Source organism: Marivibrio sp., from assembly GCF_040218065.1.
Classification (GTDB): domain Bacteria; phylum Pseudomonadota; class Alphaproteobacteria; order UBA8366; family Aestuariispiraceae; genus Marivibrio.
Window position 1 is genome coordinate 142455 of record NZ_JAVJQE010000015.1, and the last position, 18128, is coordinate 160582.

The window sequence follows — 18128 nt, forward strand, 5'->3', positions numbered from 1 at the left end:
TGGTTGACCAGTGAACTAGGACGGATGCTTCACCGTGACGTGATCCGATCGCCGAGACGGATATTCATGAATTCCAGCGCGCTCGCGATCGGCACGAAGAAATTCAAACCCGCCAGCTGGCCCTTGTTGGTTCGACCCCAGCTGGTCATCGCGACCACGTTTCCATTCTCGTCCACGAGCGGGCCGCCGCTGTTTCCCTGGTTCACCGTAACGTCGGCCTGCACCCACACGAGACCGTTGGATTCAAATCGACGCACAGCGCTGACGACGCCCTGGGTCACGGTGGATGAAAGGTTCTCATCCAACGGGCTGCCTATGGCATAGACGGTTTCAGAAATCTCAGGATACTCCGTGCGAAGCGGTAAACTGCTGACGCGACTGACCGACGCCTTCAAGAGAGCGACGTCGCGCGCCTGATGAGAGCGAAGAACGGATGCGGGCAGTTCGACGCCGTTGTTGAAAATGACCGTCGCGACGTCCGAATTCCCGACGACGTGCTGATTTGTAAGGATGTACCCGTCGTCGCTGATGAGGTAGCCGGTTCCATGGCCGCCGCCGACGCGGATGGTCACGGTGGAGGCCAAGATCTTGCGCATATGCTCGCGCATGGGGCTTTCATGCAACGCCTGGGCGGAGATGAAGATCGGCTCGCCGTCCGTCGGCTGGGCGATCAACGTATCGCCCTCGTCCTTGACCAGCAGGGCGGCGAAATCCGGATTGTTCGCCAGCCTGTCGGTGGCGGCGCCCCACGCGTCGAAGAATGCATCCGTAAGACCGGTCGATTTCGGTGTTTTCTGGATGCCGTATCCGGACGTCCTGAAGGTGGCGATTTCTTCCCGACGCAGCGTGTCGTAGACGATCCAGTCCACCTCGATCTGGACTTCGGCGGAGTATTTATCGAGAGGAATCGCGTTCCAGAAGGTATGCTCCTGGCAGCCGTTCCCCTTCATGTCGACGAGCCGCGCGCCCAATTGATACTGCGCGCGCGCGCGCTCGTCACCGACGTCGAAAAAGGCGTTCGGATTTCCGGCGACGTCGAAGCCCCGTTGGCGCAAGGCGTCGAAAACCATGCGCCCCACCTCGCCGTCCCAATCGCCGAGCCATTTCGAGCTCGCGCGCCATTCGTAGGTGGATTCGCCCACATGCTTGTAATTGCACATGGTGCCGCTCAGACCTTTGACGCCCATTGCGGGAAAGTTCATGACGACCGTGCCGTGTCGGATCGCAGACAAGGCGCCGGCGAAGCCGATCGGCTTGTAGTCGGCGTCCCCGAACATCGCAGCGGCGGCGACTTGGTCGGCCTCAGCTTGGGCCTCCACCGCCTCGGACGCGTCGGCGACCGGCCGGTCGATCTCCATCGGAGAGGTCGTGTTGCAAGCGGCCAGGAAGAGCGCGGCCGCGGCGCCCGGAAATGCAAAGCGGGAAAGAGCGACCATCGCCGAGCCTCCATATCCTCGTCATGTCGTAAATGCATCTTATAGGGGTTTTTTTTCATATTCTAGTCGTAACGCACGACATCGGCTGCGGGTCGCCGTGAGATCGCAGCGGACGGGTGCGGGCGTTTTCCGATTGACCGGATAGCCGCGCCGCCCCATATCGCGGCGCATGACGAAGGATGCGATGAGCTCGCCCGCCGAGATGCACGGCACCACCATTCTGGCCGTGCGCAAGGGAAACCAGGTCGTGGTCGCCGGCGACGGCCAAGTGACTCTGGGGACCACGGTCTTCAAATCCAACGCGCGCAAGGTGCGCCGTCTCGCCGACGGGCGGGTGATCGCCGGTTTCGCCGGCGCGACCGCCGACGCCTTCACGCTGTTCGAACGGCTGGAATCCAAGCTGGAGCAGTATCCGACCCAGCTGACCCGCGCCTGCGTGGAGCTCGCCAAGGATTGGCGCACCGACCGTTACCTGCGCCGGCTGGAGGCGATGATGGCGGTGGCCGACAAGAACGTCTCGCTCATCCTGTCCGGCACCGGCGACGTGATCGAGCCGGAGGACGGGCTGATCGGCATCGGCTCCGGCGGCGCCTACGCCCTAGCGGCCGCGCGCGCGCTAGCCGATCGCGAGGAGATGGACGCCGAAGCGATCGCGCGCCGCGCAATGGCCATCGCCGGCGACATCTGCATCTACACCAACCATGAGATCGCGGTGGAGATCCTGTCGGACTGAGGGGCGCCGACCCGGCGCCGCCCCGTCCCCCGCCCCCCGTCCCCCGCTGCAACCTGGAGGGTCCGCTCCCCCAATGACCGCCTTCAGCCCCCGTGAGATCGTCTCCGAACTGGACCGTTTCATCATCGGTCAACGCGAAGCCAAGCGCGCGGTGGCGATCGCCTTGCGCAACCGCTGGCGCCGGCAGCAGCTGGACGAGGATCTGCGCGAGGAGGTTCTGCCCAAGAACATCCTGATGATCGGCCCGACCGGTTGCGGCAAGACCGAGATCGCGCGGCGCCTCGCCAAGCTGGCCGAAGCGCCCTTCATCAAGGTGGAGGCGACCAAGTTCACCGAGGTCGGCTATGTCGGCCGCGACGTGGAGCAGATCGTGCGCGACCTGGTCGAGGCGGCGATCCAGATGGCCTCCGACAAGCAGCGCCGCGCGATGCGCCCGCGCGCCGAAGTCGCGGCCGAGGAGCGCGTCATCACCGCGCTGGTGGGCGAGAACGCGGGCGAAGCGACCCGCACCTCCTTCCGCAAGAAGCTGCGCGAGGGCGAGCTCGACGACAAGGAGGTCGAGGTCGAGGTGCAGGACGGCGGCGGCGGCATGCCGACGATGGAGATCCCCGGCATGCCGGGCGCCCAGATGGGCATGATCAATCTGGGCGACATGTTCGGCAAAGCCTTTGGCGGGCGCACCAAGAAGCGCACGATGACGGTCAAGGACAGCTACGACGTCCTGGTGGCCGAGGAAGCGGACAAACTCCTCGACCACGAGGCGATCAAGCTGGAGGCGATCGACAATGTCGAGCAGAACGGCATCGCCTTCATCGACGAGATCGACAAGATCACCATTCGCCAGGAGCGCGCCGGCGGCGGCGACGTCAGCCGCGAGGGCGTGCAGCGCGATTTGCTGCCGTTGATCGAGGGCACGACCGTCTCCACCAAGCACGGCGCGGTGAAGACCGACCACATCCTGTTCATCGCCTCCGGCGCCTTCCATCTGGCGAAGCCCGCCGACATGCTGCCGGAGCTTCAGGGTCGGCTGCCCATCCGGGTCAATCTGGCGGCGCTGACGGAGGAGGATTTCGGCCGCATCCTGCGCGAGACCGAGAATTCGCTGATCAAGCAGTCGGTCGCGCTGATGGGGACCGAGGACGTCACCCTCGTCTTCAAGGAGGAGGCGATCGACGAGATCGCGCGGCTCGGCGCGTCAATCAACCAGTCGGTCGAGAATATCGGCGCGCGCCGCCTTCATACGGTGATCGAGAAGCTGTTGGAGGAGATTTCCTACACCGCCTCCGACCGCGCCGGCGAGACGATCGAGATCGACGCCGCCTATGTCCAATCCCAGGTCGGCCATCTGGCGGCCGACGCGGATCTGTCGAAGTTCATCCTGTAAGGACGCTCACCCCTCCAGGCGCTGCAAGAGCGCCCGGATCTCCGCCCCGCTCAGATGCCTCAAGCGCTGCGCCAGGCGGTTGGCGAGTTCGGTGGCCTCGGGGCTTAAGCCCGCCGTGTCGATCACGACGCGCGGGTTGGAGAGGCGGGCGAGGTCCTTGAGCGCCTCCGCCTCGTCCCAGATCACCCCGAAATAGGCGCAGATCTGGTCGAGGCGCGCCGGCGTCGGCTTTGGGCGCCGCCCATGCTCCAACGCCGAAAGATAGGCGGCCGAGACGCCGAGCGCGTCGGCCATCTCGCTCAAGGTGACGCCGCGGGCCTCGCGCATCTGGCGCAGCTTCGCGCCGAACGGCGTCACGGGCCGCGGTCCCGCTGGCGGCGCAGCAGCACATAGAGCGCGCCGTCGCCGCCGTGCTCGGGTCGGCAGGTCTCGATCGCGATGATCTTGTCGCGCAGCGGCGGCAGGTTCAGCCAGTGCGGCGCGCTTTCCTTCAAAATCCCTCGACCCTTGCCGGTGACGACGATGACGCAGCGTTTGCCCGTCGCATGCGCCCTCAGCACGAACGCCTCGACGGCGGCGTGGGCCGCCTCCCGGCTCATCCCGTGCAGGTCGAGGCGCCCGTCGATCGGCAGCTTGCCGCGCCTCAGCCGCTCGGCCGAGCGGCGGTCGAGACCGGGCGTCCTGCCTGGCGCGAGGTCGGGCGGGGCGGGCGCCAGCGTCGCCTTCGCGGTCTCCGCGTTATGCGCCGCGACGCGCGCGATGCGCCGGCGCATGGCGGCCTTGGCCGCATCCGTATCGGACAGCGGATGCGAGGGCGCGTCGCGGCGGTCCCGCTCGGATCGGTCGAGGCCGCGCGCCTGCATCGGCCGATCGCCCAGCGGGCGGACCGTGCTGGTCACCGCCGCCCAGAGGGAGCGGCCCTCCTCGTCCTTTTTCGGCGGTCCGCCCCGGGCCATCGCGTCGCATCCTCTCGCACAAGCCGGACCGGGCCTTACAGGTCGTCGACCAGCAAGATGTGGAGGCGCAGCGGACCGTGGGCGCCGAGCTCGATCGTCTGCTCGATGTCGCCGGTGCGCGAGGGGCCGGTGATCAGGTTGACCGTGCGCGGCATGCCCCCGGCGTCGGCGTTGCGCGCGCGCAGCATCGACCAGACGTCCTCGTAGGGTCCGACGATGCGGCTCTTGCGCAGCACGACGATTTCGCTTTCAGGCAGGAAATTGAGGGTGGTCGGACCCTCCTCGCCCGACAGAAGCGCGAGCGTGCCGGTCTCGGCCGCGCCGGCGAAGGCCGCGGCGACGGAGACGGGGTGGGTTCCGTCGGTGGCGCCCGTCTCGACCGTCAGCGTCGGTCGACTCGCCCACGGCATCGCCTCCAGATCCGGGTGCGTTCCGCGGCGCAAGCTCGCCGGCAAGTTCTCGCGGCTGAGATAGTCCGCAATCGCCGCCGGGGCCTCGTCGAGCGAACCGATTTCCGCCACCGTGCAATTGGCCTTCCTGGCCTTCTCGACGAACAGCTGCGCCAGCTGGGCCGCCTCCTGGCGGGAGCGTTCGGGGATCAGGCCGCGCGGCGGCTCGGCGAGCCGTTGCTCGCAGCGCTCGCGCGCGGGCCCCTGGATCGGCCCGTCGCGGCCGAGCGAGCGGCGGATCTGGCCCAGGATCTGCTCGCGCGCGCTCATCGGGCGCCCCCGATCGCGTCCCACTGATCCTGGAAGGTCCGACCCTCCGGCGCGGGGAAATCCCTGTGCTTGGTCCAGCCGTCGGCCAGCGGCAGCCGGGCGAGCCGTCCGCGCTTTCGCCCTAAGCGACCCAGCGCGCCGATCGCCGCGCGCGTCGCGAGACGGTAGAGCCGGGGGCGCTTTGCCAAGAAGCCCCAGAGGTCGAGGCCGAAACGGACCGCGGGCGGCGCCAGCCCCTCCTCATATTCCTTCGCCCGATAATGGCGCATCATCTTGGGCAGCGGGATGCGCATCGGGCAGACTTCCGCGCAGCGCCCGCAGAAGGTGGAGGCGTTGGGCAGGTGGCCGCCTTGATCGACGCCGATGAAGCTCGGCGTCAGCACCGCGCCCATCGGCCCCGGATAGACCCAGCCGTAGGCGTGTCCGCCGACCGCGCCGTAGACCGGGCAGTGATTCATGCAGGCGCCGCAGCGGATGCAGCGCAGCATGTCCTGATACTCGGTCCCCAGCATGGCGCTGCGGCCGTTGTCGAGCAGAACGACATGGTACTCCTCCGGCCCGTCGGGATCGCCGGCGCGCCGCGGGCCGGTTGAAAAGGTTGTGTAGGCGCTGAATTCCTGGCCCGTCGCCGAGCGGGCGAGGACCCGCAGAATCGCGGCCGCGTCGTCCAGCGTCGGGACCACCTTCTCGAGCGAGGCGATGACGACATGGACCTTCGGCAAGGTCTGGGTCAGATCGCCGTTGCCCTCGTTGGTGACGATCACGCTGGTCCCGGTCTCGGCGATCAGAAAGTTGGCGCCGGTGATCCCGACGTCGCTGTCGAGGTACTTCTGGCGCAGCACCTCGCGCGCCTCCGAAATCAGCTGGCGCGGCTCGCCCAGCGGGCGCGCCTGATCGAACTGGATGTGGTGGGCGCGGAAATCGTCGGCCACCTGCTCCTTCAGCACATGGATCGCCGGCGCGATGATGTGGCTCGGACGCTCCCGGCGCAGCTGGATGATGTATTCGCCGAGATCGGTCTCCACCACCTCGTAGCCCGCCTCTTCCAGCGCGCCGTTGAGCGCGATCTCCTCCGAGATCATGCTCTTGCCCTTGGTCACCGACTTGGCCCCGACCCGGGCGCAGATGTCCTTCACGCGCTGGCGCGCCTCTTCGGCGTTGCGCGCCCAATGCACCTGGCCGCCGGCCTTCGTCACCTCGCCCTCGAAGCGCTCGAGATAGAAGTCGATGTTCTCCAGCGTGTGGTTCTTGATGTCGCGCGCCTGATCGCGCAACGCGTCGAACTCCGGCAGGCCGGCGCGGGCTTCGGCCCGACGCTCGACGAAGCCGACCTTCATCTTGGTCAACGCCTTCTGCAGCTGGGCGTCATCCATCGCCTCGCGGGCGTTCTGCTTGAAGCGTCGGGTGGTGGCTTCCATGAACTTGGACTCCGTTCTCGCGCCGCCGCGGGTCACTCGCGGCCGGCCTCGTGCATCGCCTGGACTTGCGCCGCCTCGGTCTCGCCGATGCCGGGCCCGTCGGCCATGTCGGCCAACACCTCCGCCACATGGTAGACCCGCACCGGCGCCTCTTCGCGCTTCAGCTTGCCGGCCATGTTCATCAGGCACCCCAGATCGCCGGCCAGCAGCGCGTCCGCGCCCGTGTCGACGACGTCCTTCGCCTTGTCGCCGACCATCTTGTTCGAGATGTCCGGATATTTGACGCAGAAGGTTCCGCCGAAGCCGCAGCAGATCTCGGCCGACGGCAGTTCGGTCAGCCGGATGTTTTCGACCGCCGAGAGCAGCTTGCGCGGCTGCTGCTTGATCTCGAGCTCGCGCAGGCCCGAGCAGCTGTCGTGATAGGTGACGGCGCCGTCGAATCGCGCGTCGATCGCCTCCAGCGGCATGTCCATAACATCGGTCAAGAAACTGACCAGCTCATAGGAGCGCTGAGCCAGCGCGCCGGCCTTCAGGTGCATTTCCGGGTCGTCCGCGAACAGGTCCGGATAATGCGCCCGGATCATGCCGGCGCAGGAGCCGGACGGAGCGACCAGATAATCGACGCCCTCGAACGCCTCGATCACGCCGCGGGCGATCGCGCGGCTGTGGTCGTTGTCGCCCGAATTGTAGGCCGGTTGCCCGCAGCAGGTCTGAGCGCGCGGCACCCGCACCCGGCAGCCCGCCGCCTCGAGCAGCTTGACCGAGGCGAAGCCGACTTTCGGCCGAAACAAATCCACCAGGCAGGTGACGAACAAGCCGACCGTCGGCCCGGCCGGCGACTTGTCGCCCAGGTCGTCAGAAGAGGCGGAGCCGGTATCGGCGGAAGATTGGGGCGCGGTCATGCGACCTCTCTTAGCTGAAATCCACGCCTTACAATGGCGGCGCGCGACGCCCAAGGCAACCGGCGCGCCCGCTTGGCGCGGCGGGCGGAATCGGGCTAGGTCTGTCGGACGAGAGCTTGCGCTCCACACCCCTCGCCCGGAGGACCCGATGCCCGCCCGTCTGATCAGTCCCGCCGGCCTGCTGGCCGCCGTCACGCTGTCCTGCGCGGCTCCGACGCCGGCTGCGGCCGGCGGCGATCCCGGCGATCCGGCGGCCGGCCTCGCGTTCGCCGCCGCCCAGTGCGGCGCATGCCACGCCACCGGTCGGGCCGACGCCAGTCCGGTTGAAGGCGCTCCGCCGTTTCGCGCCGTCGCCGGGCGATGGCCGCTCGACAGTCTGGCGGAGGCGTTGGCCGAGGGCATCGTCACCGGCCACCCGGCGATGCCGGAAACGGTGCTGGGCCCCGATCAGATCGACGATTTCCTAGCGTACCTTGACGGGCTCGCCCGGCCTTAGACCTCAGCGGGCGTCGGGGCCCTGAGCGCCCAGCCGCGCGGCGTAGCGCTCAAGCGCGCGCGCGATCCCGTCCTCCATCTGGCTGGGATCATCCTCCAGCATCGGCAGGAACTCCGGCTCCTCGAACAGCTTGTCGAGGCCCGCGGACCGCGCGAGATCATCCGCCGTGGTCTCCAAATAGGCCATCGACCAGTCGGTGAAGGTTCGGTCGGCGACGGTCTTGTCCGACAGGATTTCGACGTCGCAATGGCGGGGGTCGGCGGCGATCTTGCCGTAAACGGCCTCCACCGTGTCCGGCGCGCCCTCCAGTACCTGGGCGAAAACGCCGTGCACGAAGAGCAGCAAGCCGGTCACGTCTGACTTGGCGTTGTTGCGTCGGCTGGCGGCGAGGATCGATTCGATGTCCGCCTGATCGACCCCGTCAACCGCGTTGGAAAAATAGATCAGCTGCCGAACCGCCATCTGTCTTCGCTCCCCGTCGTCGCGCCCGCGTCCGCGCTCCCGACGCGGCCGGCGACGCCTGTCCCCACCGACGGCAGATATAGCCGAGAATTCTCGCCCGCCAACCATCAGCGCCGATACGCGAGTCGATTTCCCTAAGACTTATAAGGCCATGACGGGAGGACGTCAGCCGCCGCGAAACGCCGCCGCGAGAAGATCTTCCGCCCGGCCCACCGCCTGGTCGGCGTCGGTCGCCATGGCGTCGGCCCCCACCGCCTCGAACAGCGAGGCGTTCTCGATGAAGGCCGGACCGCCGACCATGACGCCGAGGCGTCGGTTCTTCGAGGCGGCGCGGATGCGGGGAATCACCTCGGTCAGGGCGGCGATGCGTCCGTCGGTCGCAGCCGACAGGCCGATCAGGGCGAACCAGCGCTCGTTCACGAGATCGAGCAGACTGTCGTCGGCCTCCTGGCCGATCCCGCCTTCGACCTCCCAACCGCCGAGCCGGAAGAACTCGCTTACCGTCAGGACGCCGAAGATGTGCTGCTCGCCCGGCGCGCGGGCGATCAGGATGCGGCGCGTGCTGTCATATTGCGTCGGCTCAGAGACCGCGCTTTCGCTCATGTGATGGAGCACCAGCTGAATCGCGGCGAGCGCCTGGGTCACTTCCAGGAAGTCGAGCTGATCGTCCTCCCACAGCTCCCCGATGCGCCGGGCGGCCGGGGCGAACAGGCTGAGATAGAGCACCTGCATCGGCACGCGATCTTCGATCAACGTGTCGACGATGCGGATCGCCTGTTTGCTGTCATACCGCAGGATGGCCTTCAGAACCGACTGAAAGGCCTGGTCGGGCAAGGGTTTCACCTGCACCGGCGCGACCCCGTCGGGGAAATACCGCTCGCACGCCCGCGCCAGTTCCGGAATCACCCGCTTTTCGATCGTATCGCTCAACCACCCGACGTCGAGCGGTTCGCGCGTTGATCCGTAAAGCGTATCTTCCCCGCCGCGGCCGTCCTTGGACCCGTGCGGATCGTCGGGGTTCATCGACGACATCGCCACCCCCCAGGCAGCGGCCCGACGCTTCAGCGCTGAACTGAACGTTCCGAGCCCCTACTCTTCGGCAGAAACCTCCCACTGCACCAATTCGACATTTCTCGCCGGCTTTCCGGAGCAAGACCCCGCCGGCCGCTTCTAAGGCGCTTCGCCGCGCTCTTTCGTCGCCTGATCAGCCCCCAAAGCGTCAGCGCAAGCTGACAGTTGCGGAACAGCCAACGGTCGAACTGTCAGCGCATTAGAACAAGAAAGCGAGTCGATTTCCAACCGAATCGGCGCCGTCGGCCCCAGATTCGTCGCCGCACTGCACCATAAAGGTTAGAACCCGCAGCAAGAGGCTTAAGACCCGGCGGCTGCCGCCGTCATCCGATCGGCCGAAGCCTTCGGCAGCAGGAGAAAGTACCGCCCGCGGCTCTTCATCTTCCCGGCCATGGCGAGCGCCGCGTCCCCGTAGCCCCAGAAGAAGTCGCCGCGCACCGGGCCGTTGATCGCGCCGCCGGCGTCCTGGGCCACCATCAGGCGGCGCAGCGGCGCGTCGGTGTCGCCGGGCATCGTCGCATCCAGCCATACGGGCGCGCCCAGCGGCACGTAACGCCGATCGACGGCGAGAGAGCGTTCCGGCGTCAGAGCGACGCCCTGCGCCCCGATCGGCCCGTCCTCCCCCTCCAGCAGACGGAAGAAGACGAACCGCGGGTTCTCCGCGAAAAGCGCCGACGCCGCTTCGGGATTGTCTTCGATCCAACCGCGAATGCCGTCCCAACTGGCGGCGTGGGGGGCGAGCGCCCCGCGCTCGATCAGCACCCGTCCGATCGAGCGGTACGGCCGACCGTTATGCGCGGCGAAGCCGACGCGAACGACCTCGCCGTCCGGCAGAATGACGCGGCCGGAGCCTTGAACCTGCAACAGGAAGACGTCCACCGGATCGTCGATCCACAACAGCTCCAGATCGCGGCCGTCGAGCAGCCCGCCTTCGATGGCGCCGCGGTCGGGGTACGGAACGAACCGGCCGTCCTCGATCCGACCGATCAGACGCCGACCGGCGAGATCGGGGTCGAAATGCGACAGATCGGCGACGACCAAATCCGGAGGCGCGCTGTAAAGCGGGGTCGCATAGGTCTCGCTGCGCGTTCGCGCCCCGGTCAGTTCGGCTTCGAAATATCCGGTGAAAAGACCCTGTTCGTCGCCGTCGGCCGCGTCCGCCGCCAAAAACGGCCGAAAATGGGTTTCAAAGAAAGCGCGCTTGTCGGCGGGCGCGGCGCTCTCCAGGCCCGCCGCGGCGGCGCACGGCGCGTCGAAATCCCCGGCCAGCACCGGGGCGGCGTCGGTTCCGATCGGCCGCTCGTCGGGCTGCAGGGTCAAACGCGCGCAGCTGCGCAAGAACGCGCTCGGCGCGTCGTCGAGCGGATCCGCCGTCCAGCCGGGCAGGCTCTCGAACCCGACCGCGGTAAGCTGCAGCGCTTCAGCAGCCGGCGCCGGGGCCGGCGCCTCTTCCGTTTTCTCGATCGAAGCGTCGGGGGTCGGATCGCCGCAGGCCGCAAGGGCGATCAGCGCCGACGCAGCCAGCGCGCGAAACGATCGAAGGACCAGCGAAGGCGACGTCATGGCGGCGAACGTCCAAAGAGGGCGCCGAGGGCGCCGCGCAAGGCGGATCAGCTCTCCGTGCCGTTGTTGTCGGAGGAGTCGGTCTCCTCATCCGGGCTGCGGGTCTCCGCCAGCTCCCAATTCGGGTCCCGGCTCTTTACGTTGCGCTGGAAGGTCCAGATGTCGGTGACGCTCGCGACCTCGTTCGGGTCGCCGGCGACCACGCGCCCTTCCGAGTCATAGGTGACGTTCACCTGCTGGCTGACGAACTTGACCGTGACGCTGGCCGTATTGCCGTCCATGCCGGCGTCGACGACGCTCGCTTCGTCGATCCCGTAGAGGGTGTCCTCCATCCGCTCGCCGGCCTTCTCGCGCTCGCGGATCGCGGCGGCGAAGCTTTCGTAGACGTCTTTGGACAGGAGCTGCTTTAACGTGCGGCCGTCGCCTTCCGCATAGGCGGTCACGATCATTTCGAAAGCCTGCCGGGCGCCGTCCACGAACTGATCGGGGTCGAAGGACGGGTCGGCCACCTTGATCTGGGTGAGCCCCGAGCCGGCCGGACCCTTCATCTGCGGGCTTTCCTCAGCCGCGTCGTCGCGGCCCTGATCCCGTTTTCCGGGCATCGGGATGACGTTCTCGTCGGCGCGGTCTTCGCGCTCGCCGCTCCGATCGCGGGCGCCGTCGCCCTTGGCGCCGCGATCGCCGAACAGGTCGGTCGGCTTCTGGTGTCCCGTGCGCTTGCCGAGCACGCTGCCCAACCGAAAGATCAGGAACAACGCCAGTGCGGCGAACAGGATAAGGTCGAGGGGGAAACCGCCGCTCATCACTCCGGCCTTTGCCATCCGGCGTCCGCCCGGCGGGCGCGCCTTCGAAAAATAACGTCGCAGACCTGCCGGCCTGTCGGGCCGGCGTCGGTCAGCGCCTTGTCGTGCGCGGCGGGACTGCTTACGTTCCACGCGAAGCGCTCGCGCAAACAGCCGCCTCGCAAGACATAGGCTTTCACCTGTAAAAGAGCAAGATGCCGGTCCTTCTCCTCCTCTTCATCGCGGTTCCGATCGCGGAAATCGCGCTGTTCATCGAGATCGGCGACGTCATCGGTTTGTGGCCGACGCTGGCGACGATCGTCGTGACCGCGCTGGTCGGCGCGACGCTGGTGCGCCAACAAGGCGTGGCCGCCTTGAACCGGGCGCAGGCCGCATTGGCCGAGGATCGCTTCCCGGTGGAGGAGGTGGTGACGGGCGTGTGTCTGCTGATCGCCGGCGCGCTGCTCCTGACGCCGGGATTCTTGACCGATGCGATCGGGTTTTCGCTGCTGATTCCGCCGCTGCGGCAGGCGATCGGCGGCGCGCTGATCCGCCAGGCGGCGAAAAGCAAACGCTTCACCGTCCGCACTGAGGGACCGGGCGCGGCCAGGGGACCGGGGAGCGGACCCCGACGCGGACCCGACGGGCGGCCGATCATCGACGGCGAGTTCGAGGAGGTCGATCCCGAGCGCGATCGAGCCGGCGAGCGCCCGCCGCTGGACGAGGGACGACCGCGCGGCGACGGCGAGGAGCCGCCTCGATGATCCTCGTGCGCCATGGGGAAAGCGAATTCAACGTCCGTTTCGCCGAAACCCGACAGGATCCGGGAATACGCGACCCTGAGCTGACGCAGGCCGGTCGCGCCCAGGCGACGGAGGCGGCGGCTTTTTTGGCGGACCACGAGGCGGGCGCGCGCCTTCGGCGCATCATCGCCTCGCCCTACACCCGCGCGCTGCAAACCGCGGAGATCATCGCCGAGCGTCTGGCGCTGCCGATCGCGGTCGAGGTCGAGATCGGCGAGCACGCCTACTTCACCTGCGACATCGGCGCGCCGCGCAGCGCGTTGCAGGAGCGCTGGCCGGCGCTGTCCTTCGATCATCTGGCCGAGGAGTGGTGGCCGACGCGCGAGGACGACGCGATGGTGGCGGCGCGCGCGCGCACCTTTCGCGACCGGGCGGCGGCGCTTTCGGATTGGCCGGAGATTCTGGCGGTCAGCCATTGGGGCTTCATCCGCGGCCTGACCGGGTGGCGCGTCGCCAATGCGGCCGTGCTGCGCTTCGATCCGACGGCGCCGCATCCGACCGGCGCCGAGCTGTTGAACGCGGCGCAGGCGCGCCCGCCCGAAGACCCCAGCGCCGCTTAGTTGCCTCGCCGCCGGCCGCGTGATACCGAGCGCCGTGCGCCGCGCGGGCTCTCGCCCCCGGCCGTCCCGTCCCACCCGCTTGCACGGATCGACCAACGCCCATGAGTGACGACACCTCGCGCGACGACGACGCCCCCAACGCGGACAAACCCAGCGCGGACAAACCCAGCGCGGCCAAACCCGACGCGGCCAAACCCGACGCAGAGACATCCGGCGCCGATCCGGCCGCCGAAGCCGCAGCCCGGGCGGCGGCGGCCGGTCACGCGCAAGAGGCGGACGACGGGCAGCCGCCCTACAAGATCGTCGCGCAATACATCAAGGATCTCTCGGTCGAGAACCCGCAGGCGCCGGAGATTTTCTCCCGCCCGGCGAGCCGGCGGATTCGCCCGCAGGTGTCGATCGACGTGACGACGCGCGCGCTCGGCGCCCGCCTGGTCGAGGTGGTCGTGCACACGGAGGTGAAAGGCGCGCTGCCGGACGAGGAGAGCGGCGACGGGCGTCCCGCCTATCTGATCGAACTCGCCTACGGCTGCGCGGTGGAGGTCGGCCCGATCGACAAACGGACCATCGAACCGCTGCTGATGATCGAGATTCCGCGCATTCTCTACCCCTATTTCCGCGCCATTCTGAGCGAAAGCAGCCGCGACGCCGGCTTCAGCATCGTGATGCTGCCGCCGATCGACTTCCTTGCGATGTATCGCACGAAGAAGGCGCAAGGCGCGCTGCAGTCGGTGGATGTCGAGCAGGTGGCGCAGGAACGCGCCGCCCAGAGCGAGGGGTGAGGCAGAGCGAGGGGTGAGCGGCGGCCCCGGGACGCTTTCGGGGCGCCTCTACCGCCGCCAGATCGGCTCCGCGATCTTCTCCAGAAACGCCTCGTGCGCCGCCAGCTCCGCGGCGCTCGGCGCATGCGGGCGGGGCGGGCGGACCGGCTTGTCCCTCGATCCCGCCGGCGCGGAGGCGTCGCGCGCCGCCTCGGCCGCGCCCGGACGATCGGCGGCCAGCGCCAATCCCGCCTGCCGGCCGCCCATCAGCTCCAGATAGACCTCGGCCAACAACTCCGAATCGAGCAGCGCCCCATGCTTCGTGCGCTTCGCGTTGTCGACGCCGAAGCGCTTGCACAGCGCGTCCAGGCTGGCCTGCGCGCCGGGAAACTTGCGCCGGGCGATCTGCACCGTGTCGACCGACTGGCTCATAGGAAGCGGCGCGCGGCCGCATCGTTCGAGCTCCGCGTTGATGAACTTCATGTCGAAGCCGGCGTTGTGGATCACCAGCGGCGCCTCCCCGACGAACGCCAGGAACGCGTCCGCGATCTCGGCGAAGGTCGGTTTGTCGGCCAGGAACGCTTCGGACAGCCCGTGGACCTGGAAGGCCTCCGTCGGCATGTCGCGTTCGGGATTGATGTAGACCCAATAGGTCTCGCCGGTGGGCACGCGATTATGCAGCTCGACGCAGCCGATCTCGACGATCCTGTGACCGTCTTTCGGGCTCAGCCCGGTCGTTTCGGTGTCGAGTACGATTTCACGCATCGCGCTTGCTCCTGCTGCGGCCGCCCTTCAGCCCGAAGGGCGGACGGGCGGGCGGATAGACCCGCGGCGGCCCCGGCGGCCAACATCGCGCCGGGCGCGCGCCAGCCAGTGTGAGGGCGCGCCGCAGCGCGCGCAAGACCGGGCGCCGCCCAAGGCCTGTCGGGATCACGACATCGGCGAGGCGGCGCTTCACGGGATCGGGGATCTGCTGGGCCAGCACGCCGGCCAGCTTCTCCTCGCTCATGCCGGGACGTTTGAGCACCCGGAAGCGCTGGATCGCCGGCGGCGCCGTCACCAACAGGGTCAGATCGCAGCGCTGGTCGAGCCCGGTCTCGAACAGCAGCGGCACGTCAAGCACGGCGACCGGCGTCCCCCGACGCGCGCAGCGCTTTAGGAAATCGTCCCGCGCGGCGGCGACGAGGGGATGAAGGATCGCCTCCAGCCGCTTCAGCGCCGCCCGGTCGCCGAAGACTTGCGCGCCCAGCGCTTGCCGGTCGACGCCGTGACGGCCCACAACGCCGGGAAACTCCGCCTCTATCGCCGCCAGCGCGGCGCCGCCCGGCCCCATCAGCCGGTGCACGGCCCGGTCGGCGTCATAGACCGGCGCGCCCAGCCGGCGCAGCATGGCGGCCGCCGTGCTTTTGCCCATGCCGATCGAGCCGGTGAGTCCGAGGATGCGCACGGCGCGCTCTTCCGCCTCAACCCGGCATCGCGGCCAGCACGGCCGCGCGCAGCTCGGCGTCGACCGCAGGCGGCTCCGGCGGTTCGAACCAGGCTTCGAAGCCTGGGACCGCCTGGTGCAGCAACATGCCCAACCCGTCGACGACGGCGTGTCCGCGCGCCCGGGCCCGGGTCAGTAGATCGGTCTCGAGCGGAGCGTAGACGATGTCCGTCACGAAGGCCTCGCGCGGCAACGGGTCGAGCGGGAGGTCGAGCGGCCCGCGCCCCGTCATGCCGAGACTGGTCGTGTTGACCAGAAGATCGGCGCCCTCCATCGCGGGCGCAGCCCAGTCCATCGAAAGCGGCGCAAGACGCATTCCCTCCTTGACCGACAGGTCGTCTCGCAGCGCCCGCGCCTTCTCGACGGTCCGGTTCAGAATGCGCACCTCCTTGAAGCCGAGATCAAGCAACGCGCACACCACCGCCCTGGACGCCCCGCCGGCGCCGATCACCACGGCGGCGCGTCGCCCGACGCGCTCCCAGCCGGCCGCCGTCTCCAAATTGCGTCGAAAGCCGTACAGGTCGGTGTTGCGGCCTTCGACGCGGCCGTCCGCGCAGGCGACGACGGTGTTGACGGCGCCGATCCGCTCGGCCGCCGCATCCAGGCGGTCGACGACCCGCACGGCGGCTTCCTTGTGCGGCGCGGTGACGTTCATGCCGCGCCAGCCTTGCTCCTGCAGCAGCCGGAGCGTCTCGGCTGCGAAGCGCTCCGGCTCGACGGCGACGCGCTCGTAGCGTCCCGCTATCCCGAAGCGCTTGAGCCACAGGCCGTGGATTACCGGAGAGAGCGAATGCTCGATCGGCCAGCCCAGCACGCCGGCGCGGCGCAGCGCGCTCACGCGAGCGCCCCGGTCTGACGCAGGAAGCCGAGCAAGGGAAGCAACGGCAGGCCGAGCACGGTGAAATAGTCCCCGCGAACGCTGGAGAAGAGCTGCGCCCCCAGGCCCTCGAGCTGATAGGCGCCGACAGACCCGAAGGCGGCCTCCCCGACGGCGTCGAGATAGCGCTCGATGAACGCCGGCTCCAACGGCCGAACCGTGAGTTCCGCCCAATCGGCGCCGTGCCACAGGACTTGGCCGTCGCGCACCACGGATACAGCCGAATTCAGCCGATGCGTCTTGCCGGAGAAAGCCTGAAGATGCGCCTTGGCGTGGTCGAGATCGACCGGTTTGTCGAACCAGACGCCGGCCAAGTCGAGCGTCTGATCCGCGCCGATCACGAGCCGCCCGGGATGACGGCGGCTTACCTTCGTCGCCTTCAGTTCAGCCAGCGTCTCGGCGACGATCGCCGCGGTCGCGCCTTCCGCCTTCAGGCTTTCCTTGACCGCCTCTTCGTCGACATGTGCGGGGTCGCAGACCACGTTCAATCCCGCATTGCGCAGCAGCGCGGCCCGCGTTTTGCTGGCCGACGCCAGGATAAGCTCTTCCCCGACCGCTTGGTCAGACGCCGCGTCGCTCATCGTCCCTGCCCGATATGTTTTTCGTAATGCTTGAGGATGGTGGCGGCCGTCTCCTCGATCGACCGGCGCGAGACGTCGATCACCGGCCAGCGCCGTTCGGAGCAAAGCCGGCGGCAGGCCACCACTTCTTGGCGCACGGTTTCCAGATCGACGTAATCGGTCTCGTCGGTTTCGGACAGCATGCGCATACGGTTCTTGCGGATCTGCACGAGTTGCTGCGGATCCTTAGTCAGACCCACGACCAGCGGATCGAAGGGCGAGTTGCCGAGCGCAAGCACCTCCTTCGGCACCCCCAGCGCCGGCACGAAGGGGATGTTGGCCGCCTTCACGCCGCGGTTCGCCAGATAAATGCAGGTCGGCGTCTTCGAGGTGCGCGAGACCCCGAGCACCACGACGTCGGCGTTCGGCAGGTTCCAAAGGCCCTGGCCGTCGTCATGGGCGAGCGCGAACTGCATCGCCTCGATGCGCGCGAAATACTCCGTATCCAGCTCGTGTTGACGACCCGGTTGGTCGCGGCTGGGCCGCCCGAGATAGGCCTCGAAACTTGTGATGAAGGGATCGAGGACCGACAGGCAGGGAATGCGCAGATCGCGGCAGGCGAGAACCAGCTTTTCGCGCATCTCTTCATTCACCAGGGTGAACATGACGATGCCGGGCGCCTTTCGGATTCCGTCAAGCACCCGATCGAGCTGCGAGGGCGAGCGGACCAGCGTCCAGAGATGCTCTTCCGCGTCGATCCCTTCGAACTGGACGATGCAGGCGCGCGCAAGGCCGTGAACGGTCTCGCCTGTGGAATCCGAGACGAGATGGAGATGCACCGTCTCGACGGCGCCGTCGCTCGGCGCGCCGAGGGGCTTTGTGGGGAAACCGGACTCAGACACAGGCGGGCGCGTCCCTTCAATCCAATGAACGCCGGACGGCGTAAGAAAAGGAGAACGGCGCGGCGGCGCGTCATCCACACTGACCGGTGGATATCACAGGGACGGCGCGGTGGAAAAGCGCCGCCCGAGGTCCGTCGAGACGATCGGCGCCCGCATACGCGTCGCGCGGGGCGGCTCGGCGCCCAGCGGGACAACTGCAATCCCCCGATCGGCGGAGCGGGGAAAAGCGCGGAACGGAGCCCGACTTCTCCTCGTTA

The 18128-nt window shown here is 68.1% G+C and carries 21 protein-coding genes; 6 read left to right on the plus strand and 15 right to left on the minus strand.

What is annotated here, in order from left to right:
- Positions 1-29: 29 nt before the first annotated feature.
- Positions 30-1358, minus strand: coding sequence for a S1C family serine protease (locus RIB45_RS16500; RefSeq protein WP_350051619.1), 1329 nt, complete (start codon positions 1356-1358; stop codon positions 30-32).
- A 262-nt stretch (positions 1359-1620) separates the two neighbouring features.
- Between RIB45_RS16500 and hslV the strand changes: the two genes are divergently transcribed.
- Positions 1621-2169, plus strand: coding sequence for an ATP-dependent protease subunit HslV (gene hslV / locus RIB45_RS16505; RefSeq protein ID WP_350051621.1), 549 nt, complete (start codon positions 1621-1623; stop codon positions 2167-2169).
- A gap of 73 nt (positions 2170-2242) precedes the next feature.
- Entirely contained in the window at positions 2243-3553 is a 1311-nt protein-coding gene (hslU, locus tag RIB45_RS16510) for an ATP-dependent protease ATPase subunit HslU (protein ID WP_350051622.1), read from the plus strand.
- A 6-nt stretch (positions 3554-3559) separates the two neighbouring features.
- On the opposite strand, the gene RIB45_RS16515 is transcribed toward hslU, so the two are convergent.
- The 5 genes from RIB45_RS16515 to RIB45_RS16535 are packed head-to-tail and all read right to left on the minus strand — an operon-like array spanning position 3560 to position 7548.
- Positions 3560-3910 carry a helix-turn-helix domain-containing protein gene (locus tag RIB45_RS16515; protein ID WP_350051623.1) on the minus strand — a complete coding sequence of 117 codons (351 nt, stop codon included), beginning with the start codon at positions 3908-3910 and terminating at the stop codon, positions 3560-3562.
- On the minus strand, positions 3907-4509 hold the full coding sequence (locus tag RIB45_RS16520; protein WP_350051624.1) for a Smr/MutS family protein: 603 nt from the start codon (positions 4507-4509) through the stop codon (positions 3907-3909). The genes RIB45_RS16515 and RIB45_RS16520 overlap by 4 nt, the downstream gene beginning before the upstream one ends.
- A gap of 35 nt (positions 4510-4544) precedes the next feature.
- Positions 4545-5228 carry a LutC/YkgG family protein gene (locus RIB45_RS16525; RefSeq protein WP_350051625.1) on the minus strand — a complete coding sequence of 228 codons (684 nt, stop codon included), beginning with the start codon at positions 5226-5228 and terminating at the stop codon, positions 4545-4547.
- Complete coding sequence (locus RIB45_RS16530) at positions 5225-6646, minus strand: LutB/LldF family L-lactate oxidation iron-sulfur protein (protein WP_350051626.1); 1422 nt, start codon at positions 6644-6646, stop codon at positions 5225-5227. Before RIB45_RS16530 ends, RIB45_RS16525 begins: the two co-directional genes overlap by 4 nt.
- A 32-nt stretch (positions 6647-6678) precedes the next feature.
- Positions 6679-7548 (minus strand): (Fe-S)-binding protein, encoded by an 870-nt coding sequence (locus RIB45_RS16535; protein ID WP_502882579.1) that lies wholly within the window; start codon positions 7546-7548, stop codon positions 6679-6681.
- A gap of 148 nt (positions 7549-7696) precedes the next feature.
- Between RIB45_RS16535 and RIB45_RS16540 the strand changes: the two genes are divergently transcribed.
- Positions 7697-8044, plus strand: coding sequence for a c-type cytochrome (locus tag RIB45_RS16540; protein ID WP_350051627.1), 348 nt, complete (start codon positions 7697-7699; stop codon positions 8042-8044).
- A gap of 3 nt (positions 8045-8047) precedes the next feature.
- On the opposite strand, the gene RIB45_RS16545 is transcribed toward RIB45_RS16540, so the two are convergent.
- The 4 genes from RIB45_RS16545 to RIB45_RS16560 form a co-directional block, all read right to left on the minus strand.
- Complete coding sequence (locus tag RIB45_RS16545; protein WP_350051628.1) at positions 8048-8506, minus strand: BLUF domain-containing protein; 459 nt, start codon at positions 8504-8506, stop codon at positions 8048-8050.
- Positions 8507-8671: 165 nt separating this feature from the next.
- The gene (locus tag RIB45_RS16550) at positions 8672-9529 is read right to left on the minus strand and encodes a cobalamin B12-binding domain-containing protein (RefSeq protein WP_350051629.1); all 858 of its coding nucleotides are present in this window, start codon (positions 9527-9529) and stop codon (positions 8672-8674) included.
- A 348-nt stretch (positions 9530-9877) separates the two neighbouring features.
- Positions 9878-11140, minus strand: coding sequence for a murein transglycosylase A (gene mltA / locus RIB45_RS16555; protein WP_350051630.1), 1263 nt, complete (start codon positions 11138-11140; stop codon positions 9878-9880).
- A 47-nt stretch (positions 11141-11187) separates the two neighbouring features.
- A complete protein-coding gene (locus tag RIB45_RS16560) occupies positions 11188-11943 on the minus strand; it encodes a Tim44/TimA family putative adaptor protein (RefSeq protein WP_350051631.1) in 756 nt (251 codons plus the stop codon).
- A gap of 194 nt (positions 11944-12137) precedes the next feature.
- On the opposite strand from RIB45_RS16560, the gene RIB45_RS16565 reads away from it, so the two are divergent.
- From RIB45_RS16565 to RIB45_RS16575, 3 genes are all read left to right on the plus strand, one after another.
- The gene (locus RIB45_RS16565) at positions 12138-12686 is read left to right on the plus strand and encodes an FxsA family protein (RefSeq protein ID WP_350051632.1); all 549 of its coding nucleotides are present in this window, start codon (positions 12138-12140) and stop codon (positions 12684-12686) included.
- Positions 12683-13285, plus strand: a complete 603-nt coding sequence (locus RIB45_RS16570; RefSeq protein ID WP_350051633.1) for a histidine phosphatase family protein — start codon at positions 12683-12685, stop codon at positions 13283-13285. Before RIB45_RS16565 ends, RIB45_RS16570 begins: the two co-directional genes overlap by 4 nt.
- A 101-nt stretch (positions 13286-13386) precedes the next feature.
- The gene (locus RIB45_RS16575) at positions 13387-14067 is read left to right on the plus strand and encodes a protein-export chaperone SecB (protein ID WP_350051634.1); all 681 of its coding nucleotides are present in this window, start codon (positions 13387-13389) and stop codon (positions 14065-14067) included.
- Positions 14068-14115: 48 nt separating this feature from the next.
- Here RIB45_RS16575 and dnaQ read toward each other — a convergent pair whose 3' ends face one another.
- The 5 genes from dnaQ to RIB45_RS16600 are packed head-to-tail and all read right to left on the minus strand — an operon-like array spanning position 14116 to position 17871.
- Positions 14116-14811, minus strand: a complete 696-nt coding sequence (gene dnaQ / locus RIB45_RS16580) for a DNA polymerase III subunit epsilon (protein ID WP_350051636.1) — start codon at positions 14809-14811, stop codon at positions 14116-14118.
- The gene (gene coaE / locus RIB45_RS16585; RefSeq protein ID WP_350051637.1) at positions 14804-15493 is read right to left on the minus strand and encodes a dephospho-CoA kinase; all 690 of its coding nucleotides are present in this window, start codon (positions 15491-15493) and stop codon (positions 14804-14806) included. Before coaE ends, dnaQ begins: the two co-directional genes overlap by 8 nt.
- 16 nt (positions 15494-15509) lie before the next feature.
- Positions 15510-16370 (minus strand): shikimate dehydrogenase, encoded by an 861-nt coding sequence (locus RIB45_RS16590; RefSeq protein ID WP_350051638.1) that lies wholly within the window; start codon positions 16368-16370, stop codon positions 15510-15512.
- The gene (locus RIB45_RS16595) at positions 16367-16990 is read right to left on the minus strand and encodes a Maf family protein (RefSeq protein ID WP_350051640.1); all 624 of its coding nucleotides are present in this window, start codon (positions 16988-16990) and stop codon (positions 16367-16369) included. The genes RIB45_RS16590 and RIB45_RS16595 overlap by 4 nt, the downstream gene beginning before the upstream one ends.
- On the minus strand, positions 16987-17871 hold the full coding sequence (locus tag RIB45_RS16600; RefSeq protein ID WP_350051641.1) for a pyruvate, water dikinase regulatory protein: 885 nt from the start codon (positions 17869-17871) through the stop codon (positions 16987-16989). The genes RIB45_RS16595 and RIB45_RS16600 overlap by 4 nt, the downstream gene beginning before the upstream one ends.
- Positions 17872-18128: the final 257 nt, after the last annotated feature.

Bases quoted from the DNA above. Each gene is read 5' to 3' on its own strand.
- RIB45_RS16500 (WP_350051619.1), bottom strand. From the start codon at position 1,358: ATGGAGATCGACCGGCCGGTCGCCGACGCGTCCGAGGCGGTGGAGGCC.
- hslV (WP_350051621.1), top strand. From the start codon at position 1,621: ATGAGCTCGCCCGCCGAGATGCACGGCACCACCATTCTGGCCGTGCGC.
- hslU (WP_350051622.1), top strand. From the start codon at position 2,243: ATGACCGCCTTCAGCCCCCGTGAGATCGTCTCCGAACTGGACCGTTTC.
- RIB45_RS16520 (WP_350051624.1), bottom strand. From the start codon at position 4,509: ATGGCCCGGGGCGGACCGCCGAAAAAGGACGAGGAGGGCCGCTCCCTC.
- RIB45_RS16525 (WP_350051625.1), bottom strand. From the start codon at position 5,228: ATGAGCGCGCGCGAGCAGATCCTGGGCCAGATCCGCCGCTCGCTCGGC.
- RIB45_RS16530 (WP_350051626.1), bottom strand. From the start codon at position 6,646: ATGGAAGCCACCACCCGACGCTTCAAGCAGAACGCCCGCGAGGCGATG.
- RIB45_RS16535 (WP_502882579.1), bottom strand. From the start codon at position 7,548: ATGACCGCGCCCCAATCTTCCGCCGATACCGGCTCCGCCTCTTCTGAC.
- RIB45_RS16540 (WP_350051627.1), top strand. From the start codon at position 7,697: ATGCCCGCCCGTCTGATCAGTCCCGCCGGCCTGCTGGCCGCCGTCACG.
- RIB45_RS16545 (WP_350051628.1), bottom strand. From the start codon at position 8,506: ATGGCGGTTCGGCAGCTGATCTATTTTTCCAACGCGGTTGACGGGGTC.
- RIB45_RS16550 (WP_350051629.1), bottom strand. From the start codon at position 9,529: ATGAACCCCGACGATCCGCACGGGTCCAAGGACGGCCGCGGCGGGGAA.
- mltA (WP_350051630.1), bottom strand. From the start codon at position 11,140: ATGACGTCGCCTTCGCTGGTCCTTCGATCGTTTCGCGCGCTGGCTGCG.
- RIB45_RS16560 (WP_350051631.1), bottom strand. From the start codon at position 11,943: ATGAGCGGCGGTTTCCCCCTCGACCTTATCCTGTTCGCCGCACTGGCG.
- RIB45_RS16565 (WP_350051632.1), top strand. From the start codon at position 12,138: ATGCCGGTCCTTCTCCTCCTCTTCATCGCGGTTCCGATCGCGGAAATC.
- RIB45_RS16570 (WP_350051633.1), top strand. From the start codon at position 12,683: ATGATCCTCGTGCGCCATGGGGAAAGCGAATTCAACGTCCGTTTCGCC.
- RIB45_RS16575 (WP_350051634.1), top strand. From the start codon at position 13,387: ATGAGTGACGACACCTCGCGCGACGACGACGCCCCCAACGCGGACAAA.
- dnaQ (WP_350051636.1), bottom strand. From the start codon at position 14,811: ATGCGTGAAATCGTACTCGACACCGAAACGACCGGGCTGAGCCCGAAA.
- RIB45_RS16595 (WP_350051640.1), bottom strand. From the start codon at position 16,990: ATGAGCGACGCGGCGTCTGACCAAGCGGTCGGGGAAGAGCTTATCCTG.